9 protein-coding genes and 4 pseudogenes are annotated in these 10,109 nt (G+C 59.8%); 2 read left to right on the top strand and 11 right to left on the bottom strand.

The window, feature by feature from the left end; translation table 11 throughout:
- Window positions 1-168 (top strand): annotated as a pseudogene (locus AC1DH9_RS15575) (triacylglycerol lipase); the annotation flags it as partial.
- Window positions 169-231: 63 nt separating this feature from the next.
- Here the strand turns inward: AC1DH9_RS15575 and AC1DH9_RS15570 are convergent.
- From AC1DH9_RS15570 to AC1DH9_RS15555, 4 genes and pseudogenes are all read right to left on the bottom strand, one after another.
- A pseudogene (locus AC1DH9_RS15570) lies at window positions 232-699 on the bottom strand (DUF1285 domain-containing protein); the annotation flags it as partial.
- Window positions 700-756: 57 nt separating this feature from the next.
- Window positions 757-939 (bottom strand): annotated as a pseudogene (locus AC1DH9_RS15565) (DUF4823 domain-containing protein); the annotation flags it as partial.
- Between the two features lie 331 nt (window positions 940-1,270).
- A complete protein-coding gene (locus AC1DH9_RS15560; RefSeq protein ID WP_427540496.1) occupies window positions 1,271-2,239 on the bottom strand; it encodes a GTP 3',8-cyclase MoaA in 969 nt (322 codons plus the stop codon).
- A gap of 140 nt (window positions 2,240-2,379) precedes the next feature.
- Window positions 2,380-3,018: a TetR/AcrR family transcriptional regulator gene (locus tag AC1DH9_RS15555; protein WP_019689364.1), complete on the bottom strand. Its 639-nt coding sequence runs from the start codon at window positions 3,016-3,018 to the stop codon at window positions 2,380-2,382.
- Window positions 3,019-3,097: 79 nt separating this feature from the next.
- Between AC1DH9_RS15555 and AC1DH9_RS15550 the strand changes: the two genes are divergently transcribed.
- On the top strand, window positions 3,098-4,231 hold the full coding sequence (locus AC1DH9_RS15550) for an aminotransferase class V-fold PLP-dependent enzyme (protein ID WP_427540499.1): 1,134 nt from the start codon (window positions 3,098-3,100) through the stop codon (window positions 4,229-4,231).
- A 238-nt stretch (window positions 4,232-4,469) separates the two neighbouring features.
- On the opposite strand, the gene AC1DH9_RS15545 is transcribed toward AC1DH9_RS15550, so the two are convergent.
- The 7 genes and pseudogenes from AC1DH9_RS15545 to fabF all read right to left on the bottom strand — a co-directional run.
- On the bottom strand, window positions 4,470-5,258 hold the full coding sequence (locus AC1DH9_RS15545) for a TatD family hydrolase (RefSeq protein WP_427540502.1): 789 nt from the start codon (window positions 5,256-5,258) through the stop codon (window positions 4,470-4,472).
- A gap of 12 nt (window positions 5,259-5,270) precedes the next feature.
- On the bottom strand, window positions 5,271-5,627 hold the full coding sequence (locus tag AC1DH9_RS15540) for a PilZ domain-containing protein (protein WP_103317654.1): 357 nt from the start codon (window positions 5,625-5,627) through the stop codon (window positions 5,271-5,273).
- A 42-nt stretch (window positions 5,628-5,669) separates the two neighbouring features.
- Complete coding sequence (locus AC1DH9_RS15535) at window positions 5,670-6,656, bottom strand: DNA polymerase III subunit delta' (RefSeq protein WP_427528464.1); 987 nt, start codon at window positions 6,654-6,656, stop codon at window positions 5,670-5,672.
- Window positions 6,649-7,281, bottom strand: a complete 633-nt coding sequence (gene tmk, locus AC1DH9_RS15530; protein WP_427540504.1) for a dTMP kinase — start codon at window positions 7,279-7,281, stop codon at window positions 6,649-6,651. Before tmk ends, AC1DH9_RS15535 begins: the two co-directional genes overlap by 8 nt.
- A 19-nt stretch (window positions 7,282-7,300) precedes the next feature.
- Entirely contained in the window at window positions 7,301-8,485 is a 1,185-nt protein-coding gene (gene mltG / locus AC1DH9_RS15525; protein ID WP_427540507.1) for an endolytic transglycosylase MltG, read from the bottom strand.
- Window positions 8,486-8,488: 3 nt separating this feature from the next.
- A pseudogene (gene pabC / locus AC1DH9_RS15520) lies at window positions 8,489-9,200 on the bottom strand (aminodeoxychorismate lyase).
- A partial coding sequence (gene fabF, locus AC1DH9_RS15515) for a beta-ketoacyl-ACP synthase II (protein ID WP_477808385.1) occupies window positions 9,200-10,109 on the bottom strand: 910 nt, incomplete at its 5' end. The pseudogene pabC and the gene fabF, both read right to left, overlap by 1 nt.

Below are 10,109 nucleotides of genomic sequence, written 5' to 3'. Positions count from 1 at the left end.
GGGTTGGTCGGACGATACAGCTCGCACTTGGGAAAAGTGATCCGCTCGGATTACCCCATGGACCACTTTGACGCCGTCAATCAAATGGCCGGGATCACCAGCTGGAACGTGAGCCCGGTCAGTCTCTATCTGGAACATGCCGCCCGGCTCAAGAGCAAGGGCTTGTAAGCCCATCGGCCATGGCCCGGTTTAAATACCGGGCCATTTTCCAGCGTACAGAAGCTCGGCGCGTTACGGCTCAAGGCCGATAGGGAAAAACTCGCCGCCGCTCCAGACACCCAACCAGCGCTGCCCGTCGATTTCGCGGGTCACGGCCAGTTCGACCAGTTGATAAAACACGTTGCGATGGATCRGCGCTTCAAGGTTGGTGCGTACATGCACGTAAGGCGCAGGCTCCTGGGTAACGGGATCGATCACTACCCGCAACGGATGCTCGGCACCCGCCTCGGATTGCTCATCAACGTTGGTGGTGAAGCGCAACAACTGGGCTTCACCCTCGCCTTCGACCTCCAGCGTCACGGCAATGAAAGGCGCGTCATCGACCTTGATCCCGACCTTCTCTACCGGAGTAATCAGGAAGTAATCATCGCCGTCGCGGCGAATGATGGTGGAGAACAGCTTGACCATCGGCTTGCGCCCGATCGGCGTGCCCAGGTAATACCAGGTACCGTCGCGGGCGATGCGCATGTCGATATCGCCAGCCGCACGTGCCTCCCCCATAGCAGTGTCGAGACCTTCGGGGGCGCGGGCACGGCGAACCATCGGGAAATATTCGATGAAGCCGTTGAAGGCTTCTTCAGCGACCACGTTCGGCCGCGGATAGGCACTGCCCGGCGGTGCAAAAGCGCCTTGAGCGATGTAGATAAACGAGTCCGGCTGAATGCGCAGATTATTCACGCGACGGCTGTCACTGTGATCGAGCAGACCTGCGTCGCTCATGTGGTAGTGAATCCCCTCGCCCATGTCGCTGACATTCATGCAGCCGCCGAGCGCCAAAACGGCCAGCAGCAAAACCAGGCTACGCATCCTATCCTCCAGAGGCCGGTGACGGAAAACCGGCGAATGTCGGCAGGATGCAGCTTCCGCGCCAGTCCCTGAGGACTCGAACATTTCCGGATTCAGAATGAGGACCTGTGGCGAGGGAGCTTGCTCCCGCTCGGCGGCGCAGCCGTCGTAAAACGGGTAAATGCGGTATGCCTGACAGGTTGCGGGGATATGTTTTCAGGGCCGCTTCGCGACCCAGCGGGAGCAAGCTCTCCACAGAGATTAATCAGCCGCCGATGATCTTCATCACGGTCGCACCACCGGAAAATGCCACTTCCTGCTTGTCGCCCAGAGCTTTCACCAGCAGACGCTGGAGCGCCGGCAATGCTTGATGACGGGGTTTGTCCAGCAAGTCACCGACATAGTGGCGGTTACTCGACGACAGGCAGCCATGCAGCCAGCCAGTGGAGGACAGTCGCAAGCGCGAGCACGTGCGGCAGAACGGCACGCTTTCATTGGCGATCACGCCGAAATAGCCGCGCCCCGGAATTTCGTAACGCACTGCCGTGGCATCCACCGGCGCGTCGGCCTGCAGGTACTCATAGCGCTCGCCGATCAGACCCAGCAACTGCTTGAGGCTGACAAACTGCTGCAGGAATGCGTTCGAATCGCTGGCCAGATGGCCCATGCGCATCAACTCGATGAAGCGCAATTCATAACCGCGCTCCAGGCAATAATCGAGCAACGGCATCACTTGATCGAGGTTTTGCCCGCGTAACGGCACCATGTTGACCTTGATCTTCATGCCCGCTGCGCGAGCCTGGTCCATGCCGTTGAGCACGGTCGCCAAATCGCCACCGCGCGCAATGCTGCGGAACGCATCGGCGTCCAGGGTATCGAGGGAAACGTTGATTCGCCGAATGCCGGCATCCACCAGCAAGGGCAGTTTTTTCGCCAGCAACTGACCGTTGGTGGTCAGGCTGATGTCGGCAAGGCCCATCTGCCCGACAGCCGTCATGAAGGTTTCCAGCTTCGGGCTCACCAGCGGCTCGCCACCGGTGATGCGCAAGCGCTCGATGCCCGCGGCTTCGATCAGATAGGCAACACCGCGCGCCATGGCCTCGGCCGACAGTTCATCCTGCGCAGCCACCAGTCGCTTGCCATTGGGCACGCAATAGGTACAGGCGTAGTTGCAGGCGGAGGTCAGACTGACCCGCAAATTGCGGAACTGCCTGCCTTGTCGATCAACGATCATGGATCACTCCGGCGGAAGTAGATTCGGATGCGCTAAAACTTGACTCACAAATCAAGTTTTAGCAATACCTAAGCCTGAGTATATTCCTGGGGCACTGCGCCATACAGAGAAAACATGGCGCAATAAGGCATCTGAATGGTTCAGCTGCTCGGTGTGTCGGTATCACGCTTGCGCTTGTTGCCCATGCGCACGCCGATGTCCATCAGGAACTGGAAGAAACCTTCCTGATCTTCCAGCACGTTGCTCCAGAACGGCGAGTGATACAGCGCGACAGCGCCGTGCACCAGCGCCCAGGAAGCGCAGTAGTGGAAGTACGGCGGCACGTCTTCAAGCTTGCCTTCGCTGATGCGGCCTTTGATCAACAAGGTCAGGCGTTCGAAGTTGGAGGCGCGAATCTTGTGCAACTCCTCGACCATTTCCGGCACCTGATTACCCTTGACCACCTTCTCTTCCAGGCGATCGAACAACCGGTAACGTTGCGGATCGCGCATGCGGAATTCGAAGTAGGCCCGGGACAGGGCTTCCTTATCCTTATCGACATCGGCAGAGTGCAGCAGCTCGTTCAGGTCACGCTCGTAATCGAGCATCAAGCGCAGATAGATCTCCGCCTTGGACTTGAAGTGCTTGTAGATGGTGCCTTTGCCGATACCCACGGCATCAGCGATCATCTCGACGGTGACACTGTCTTCACCTTGTTCGAGGAACAGCTTGAGCGCGGTGTCGAGAATTTCTTGCTCGCGGCGACGAAACTCACGGACCTTACGAGGTTCTTTATGCATAAGAAAAGGTCTGTAGGGGTCAAAATACGAAGCCGCGTATTATGCCTAACTTGCGCCAAATTGCACGGATCATCCGACCATGACTATGTTTCTTGATGAATTTGTACAGGCTCCAGGCCTGCGTTATTTGAATCATGCAGCCGTTGCACCCTGGCCAAATCGCGCCGCCATGGCAGTGACACGCTTCGCTCAAGAGAACGTTTTACTGGGCGCACGGGACTATTCGGACTGGATGGACCTGGAACAACGCCTGCGTGAACGGCTGATGCGCCTGCTTAATGCACCGTCGACGGATGATGTGGCGCTGGTCAAAAATACTTCTGAAGCATTGTCTTTTGTCGCCTTCGGACTGCCATGGCAAAGCGGCGACCAGATCGTTATCAGCGATGAAGAATTCCCTTCCAATCGCATCGTCTGGGAAGCATTGGCGACACAAGGTGTGGAAGTGGTGCAGGCCAGTCTCACCGGTGATGACCCGGAAGGCGCCCTGCTGGCAGCCTGCGGACCGCGTACCCGGTTGATGTCGGTGAGTGCGGTGCAATTCGCCAGCGGTCTGCGCCTCGACCTGCAACGCCTGGGTGCCGGCTGCAAACAACAGAACGTGCTGTTTTGCATCGACGCCATCCAGCAGCTGGGCGCCCTGCCCTTCGACGTCCAGAGCTATCAATGCGACTTCGCCATGGCCGACGGCCACAAATGGCTGCTCGGACCAGAAGGCCTGGGGGTGTTCTATGTGCGCAGCGAATTGCGTGAACAACTGAAACTGCACGAGTTCGGCTGGCACATGCTCGAACACATGGGCGATTACACTCGCACCGGGTGGGAACCGGCCAAGAGTGCACGACGCTTTGAATGCGGCAGCCCGAACATGCTCGGGGCGATGGCGCTGGAAGCCAGCCTGTCGTTATTGGAAGAAGTCGGCATGGAGCAAGTCGCCGCCCTGATCGCCGAGCGAGTGAAATGGCTGCAGGACGGCCTGAGCGCAATTCCCGGCGTCAGACTGCATAGCCCGCTGAATCCGGCCCGGCGCGGGGGGATCTTTTCGTTCAGTATCGATGGCATCGATAATCAGGCTGTTTACGAGGCGCTGAAAGCCCAACAGGTAGTCTGCATCCCGCGCGGCCCAGGCATTCGCTTTTCACCGCACTTCTACACCGAAAAGCGCGTGATTGACGAAACTGTCGCCATTGTCGCGTCGATCGCCAAGCAGTGAGAACCCAAGCGAAGCGCCTGTATTCCAAATATGTTTAAGAAACAGCAGGGGCAAACTGGACTCGGCGCAATAGTGATCAATACTTGAACTGTCGGCGTGACATCTCCCCCAAGTGTTGCGCCGATGAAGGTACCAAAGGACCGCGTACCTTTGTTTTACTCCTAATGGTCTTAACCCGGATTCACCCCCCAGAACCCGGGTTTTTTTTGCCTGCGATTTGAGCCAGCGGCTCAACCGGTCAAATCGACTTGACGTGCGCCAACGGAAACAGCCGCTTGAAATTCTCCGTCGTCTGCTCGGCAAAGCGCTCGTAGGATTCGCCCCGCAACATGGCCAGGAACTCCGCCACATCCCGCACGTACTGCGGAAGGTTCGGCTTGCCGCGATGAGGGATCGGCGCCAGGTACGGCGAATCGGTTTCCACCAGCAGGCGGTCCGCCGGTACTTGCCGAGCCACATCGCGCAAGGCATCGGCATTGCGGAACGTCACGATCCCCGACAATGAAATATAAAACCCCAGATCCAGCGCAGCCTTGGCCATGTCCCAATCTTCGGTGAAGCAATGCAACACCCCGGCCTGCGGCAACGCGGCCTCACGCAATAACGCCAGCGTATCGGCGCGGGCGCCACGGGTGTGGACAATTACCGGCTTGCCAGTCTGCCGGGCCGCTTGCAGGTGCAAACGGAAAGACTCCTGCTGCAACTCGGCCGCTTCCGGCTCGTAGTGGTAGTCCAGGCCGGTTTCACCGATTGCCACCACCCGCGGGTGATTGAGCTCCTGCAGCAGCCAGTCCAACGCCGGCGCGGCGCCCGGCTGAACATCCAGCGGGTGCACGCCCACCGAACAATCGACGTCGTCGTAACGCTCGGCAAGGGCCTTGACGTCCTTGGCGTTGTCGACACTGACGCCGATACACAGAAAGTGCCCCACCCCGCGCTGACGAGCAGCGGCAAGTGCAGCATCCAGCGAGCCGTCGTGTGCGGCGAGGTCGAGACGGTCAAGGTGACAATGGGAATCTACGAGCATAAAAGACGGCAACTACATCGTATGAGTGGGACGGTCGGACTTCAGGGCTCCGACCAGATAGGTTTCGATTCGGCTTCGAGCGGTGTCATCGCCTTCATTGAACTGCACGCCGACACCGGCCGCGCGATTACCCTGTGCACCTTTGGGGGTAATCCAGGTCACGGTACCGGCCACCGGAATTTTTTCCGGCTCATCCATCAAGTGCAGCAGCATGAATACCTCGTCGCCCAACTTGTAGCTTTTGTTGGTCGGGATAAACAGACCGCCGTTCTTGATGAACGGCATGTAGGCCGCATACAGCACGGATTTGTCCTTGATGGTCAGGGACAGGATGCCGTTCCGCGGGCCTGGGCTGACGAGTTCATTCATGCTGACCTCCATGGCTGATGATCAGAGTCTAGGCGCAGACGCTCACTTCGGGGCAGGCAAGGACACCCATTGCACCAACAGCGCTTCCAGCAGCAACGCGGGATTGAGGTTGGCCTTGCTCATCACTTTCTGCCGCTGGGCGAGAATCCAGTCCTGAATATTCAAGACTTTTTCCTGGGCGGTTTTCTGCGCCAGGTACTGAATCACTTTGCGCATGTCCGCCAGGCCGAGCCCGGCTTCGTCCTGAGTCAGCTGATAACGCAGAATCAGGCTCGACCAGTCGCAGAACCAGTCGAACAGCTGCAACATCGGAATGGATTTCCATTCTTCAGCCAGTTGCGTCGGCGACTGTTGCTGCTTGAGCAACTTCTTCACGCCCTCGACGACCAGCGCACGCTGCTCACGCACACCCTGCCCTTGCAGCTTGACAGCCGCCAGCGGCGAACCTGCGGCCAGGGTCAACAGCTCGGCACGCTCTTCTTCGGTGCAATCGGGCAAGGCCTTGGCCAGCCATTGCAAGCTCATGGCTTCGCTCGGCAACGGACAGGCCTGTTGCACGCAACGACTCTTGATAGTCGGCAGCAGACGGCTGGACTGGTGACTGACCAGCAGCAACACGGTATCGCCCGAGGGTTCTTCGAGACTTTTCAGCAAGGCGTTGGCGGCGTTGATGTTCATCGACTCGGTGGGCTCGATCAGCACGACTTTGCGCCCGCCCATCTGCGCGGTCTGGACCACGAAGCTGACCAGATCACGCACCTGATCGACCTTGATCGCCTTGTCGGCCTCTTCAGGCTCCAGGATGTAGTTGTCGGGGTGGCTGCCGGCCTTGAGCAGCAGGCAGGATTTGCACTCGCCGCAGGCGCCTTCTGCGGTTGGACGCTGGCAGAGCAAACTGGCCATCAGCCGCTCGGCCAGCGCACGCTTGCCGATCCCGGCCGGGCCATGCAGCAAATAGGCGTGGGCGTGCTGGGCGCGACCGGCCAGTTGCTGCCAGAGGCTGTCTTGCCACGGATAGGCTTCAGCCACGGGCCAGCTCCAGCAGACGCGGCAGCAAGGCATCCAGCGATTGCTGAACCTGTGCCAATGGCTGCGAGGCGTCCACCAACAGGTAACGCGCCGGATCAGCCTCGGCACGCTTCAGGAACGCGTTGCGCACCGCCTCGAAAAACACTCGACCTTCCAGCTCGAAACGGTCCAGCCGACCGCGAGCACTGGCACGCGCCATGCCGATTTCAATCGGCAAGTCGAACACCAGCGTCAGGTCCGGGCGCAGATCGCCTTGAACGAAGGTTTCCAGGGTCGCGATACGCTCAAGCGACAATCCGCGACCACCGCCCTGATAGGCGTAAGTCGAATCGGTAAAGCGGTCGCACAACACCACCGCGCCCCGCGCCAGCGCCGGGCGGATGACCTCGGACAGATGCTGCGCTCGCGCTGCGAACACCAGCAACAGCTCGGTATCCGGGTTCATGACCTCATCGACCGGAGCCAGCAGCACGTCGCGGATCCGCTCGGCCAGCGGTGTGCCGCCAGGCTCGCGAGTCAACACGACTTCGATACCCCCGGCGCGCAGACGCTCGGCCAGGTATTCACGATTGGTGCTCTTGCCCGCGCCTTCCGGGCCTTCCAGAGTAATAAACAAGCCAGTCACAGGCAGTCCTTAGTCAGAGTCATTGCGGGCTTTGCGGCTCATCGGCATTCGGTGCCGGAGCTGGGGCCGGAGCCGGTTGCGATGACGGCAGTTGCGGTGCCGCCTCTGGTGCCGTGTCGGGCGACGCTGGAGGAGTCGGCGCCTGCGCATCAGGTGCCGCGACCCCATTGGCCGGCGCCGGGCTGGAACGGTAATCGGGGCGTCGTTTGATCTGGAACTCGCGCACAGCACTGTTGTGGGCATCCAGGTCATCGGAGAACACGTGACTGCCGTCACCGCGCGCCACGAAATACAAACTGGTGCCGGACACCGGATTCAGCGCCGCGTGAATCGCCTCACGACCGACCATGGCAATCGGCGTMGGCGGCAACCCAGCGATCATATAGGTATTGTAGGGCGTCGGTTCTTTCAGGTGGGCGCGGGTCAACTTGCCGTTGTAGCGATCACCCAGGCCATAGATCACCGTCGGATCGGTTTGCAGCAACATGCCGATCTGCATGCGCCGCACGAACACCCCGGCAATCTGCCCTCGCTCTTGCGGCACACCGGTTTCCTTCTCGACCAGCGAGGCCATGATCAGCGCCTGATAGGGTTCGGTATAGGGTGCGTCAGGGGAGCGCTTGTTCCACTCTTTTGCGAGGACGTCGTCGAGGCGCTCGTAAGCTTTTTCCAGCAGCTCGGCATCGGTCATGCCCCGCACAAAACGATAGGTGTCCGGGAAAAACCGGCCCTCCGGAAACACTCCGGCGTGACCGAGCTTGTCCATCACGTCGCTGTCGCTCAGCCCCGCAAGGGTTTGTTGGAGTTTGTCATTTTTTGCCAGCGCCGCACGGACCTGATGGAAGTTCCAGCCCTCGACCAGCGTCAGGCTGTACTGAACCACTTCACCGCGCTGCCAAAGACCGATCAAGCCCTGTGCATTCATCCCCGGCAGCATGCGGTATTCACCGCTGTGCAGCGGCTGCGCGGCAAGGTTCAAGCGCCAGTACAGGCGCAGCCAGAAGGCGTCCTGAAGCACGCCATCGGTTTCGAGGCGATTGAAGGTCCCGGACGGTGTCGCACCGCTCGGTACATCCAGTAACTCTTCCTGAGTAATCTTGAGTGGCTGCTCCAGCGCCGAGTTGATCTTCCAGGCCGAAGCGCCCAGCAGTAGCCCCGCCAGAACCAGTCCGGCTTCCAGCAGCAGCAAGAATTTACGTCTCACGAATCAAGCATCCAGTAGCGCGCGGGCAATGCCTTGCAGTTTACGGGTGAGCGGCCCAACCGGCCAGCTCAGTGCAGCATAAGCGCGTACCGGCCAGATGCCGTACACGCTGTTGCAGACGAAAACTTCATCAGCCTGTTGCAGCTGATCAAGGCTGATGTCAGTGACATGCGTGACAATCCCCAACCTCTCGGCCTGGGACAAGAGTTCGGCGAAGATCCAGCATCAAGCCTTCGGCGTGCTCGGTATCCTGCCATTCGGAACGGGCAATGACTTGTTCGAGACGATTGAGGTGCTTGAGGCCAGCCAGCAACGGCTGGTCGGAAAGTCGAGTAGCGCAGGGAAACAGCCGAACACCTTGCTGCGCATGCACGGCAGGATAAGCCGCTGGAGGATTGCCTAGAAGAATACGTCGCGGCGACACCGAAGGATCGGCCGCGTAACCACGCTGGCTATCGCCACGGGTCAGCATCAGCTTGAGCACACCTTCGCCAAGGGCAGTGGCGTACATCAGTAGCTCACTGCGAATCAATGCATGATCCGCGTTAATCGCCAAGCGCGAGCAGCCATCGGCCAGACGACTCAAATGTCGGTCCAGCAACAATGGCTGCCCACCCTTGACGGCGATGGTCTCGAACAGACCATCGCCATACGCCAGGCCGCGGTCTTTTAGCGACAGTGCGTCAGCCGGCTGACCGTCGACCCAGCTTTCCATCAATCGGCAAACCGACGGAACACCAGCGAGCCATTGGTACCGCCAAAACCGAACGAGTTGGAGAGCACCACATCGATCTTCGTATCACGCGCCACGTGTGGCACGAAGTCGAGGTCGCAACCTTCATCCGGCTCATCGAGGTTGATGGTCGGTGGCGCCACCTGGCCGTTGATTGCCAGCACACTGAAAATCGCTTCAACCGCGCCCGCCGCACCCAGCAGGTGACCGGTCATGGACTTGGTCGAGCTGACCGCCAGCTTGTAGGCGTGATCGCCAAACACCGACTTGATCGCGCAGACTTCGGCGAGGTCGCCGGCCGAGGTCGACGTACCATGGGCGTTGATGTACTGGACCTGGTCGACGTTCAGCTTGGCGTCACGCAGTGCATTGACAATGCAACGTGCAGCGCCTGCGCCATCGGCCGGCGGCGAGGTCATGTGGTACGCATCGCCACTCATGCCAAAGCCGATCAGCTCGGCGTAAATGGTCGCACCACGCGCCTTGGCGTGCTCCAGCTCTTCAAGCACCAACGCACCGGCACCGTCGGACAACACGAAGCCATCACGGCCCTTGTCCCATGGACGGCTGGCGCGGGTCGGCTCGTCATTGCGGGTCGACAACGCACGAGCAGCACCAAAGCCCCCCATGCCAAGACCGCAAGCGGCCATCTCGGCACCACCGGCAATCATCACGTCGGCTTCGCCGTAGGCAATGTTGCGCGCCGCCATACCGATACAGTGCGTACCGGTGGTACAGGCTGTCGAAATGGCGTAGTTAGGCCCCTGCGTACCCAGATGGATGGACAGGAAACCGGAAATCATATTGATGATCGAGCCCGGCACGAAAAACGGAGAAATCCGCCGTGGCCCCGAATCATGCAGCGTGCGGCTGGTTTCTTCGATATTGGTC

Source organism: Pseudomonas sp. 05T35 (genome assembly GCF_056396605.1).
The sequence above is the reverse complement of the archived record's forward strand: the minus strand, read 5'-3'. Positions and strand labels throughout refer to the sequence as shown.

What these genes read in the sequence shown, in the direction of transcription:
- AC1DH9_RS15540 (WP_103317654.1), bottom strand. Translation starts at nt 5,627, where the DNA reads ATGAATGAACTCGTCAGCCCAGGCCCGCGGAACGGCATCCTGTCCCTG.
- AC1DH9_RS15560 (WP_427540496.1), bottom strand. Translation starts at nt 2,239, where the DNA reads ATGATCGTTGATCGACAAGGCAGGCAGTTCCGCAATTTGCGGGTCAGT.
- AC1DH9_RS15545 (WP_427540502.1), bottom strand. Translation starts at nt 5,258, where the DNA reads ATGCTCGTAGATTCCCATTGTCACCTTGACCGTCTCGACCTCGCCGCA.
- AC1DH9_RS15550 (WP_427540499.1), top strand. Translation starts at nt 3,098, where the DNA reads ATGACTATGTTTCTTGATGAATTTGTACAGGCTCCAGGCCTGCGTTAT.
- AC1DH9_RS15555 (WP_019689364.1), bottom strand. Translation starts at nt 3,018, where the DNA reads ATGCATAAAGAACCTCGTAAGGTCCGTGAGTTTCGTCGCCGCGAGCAA.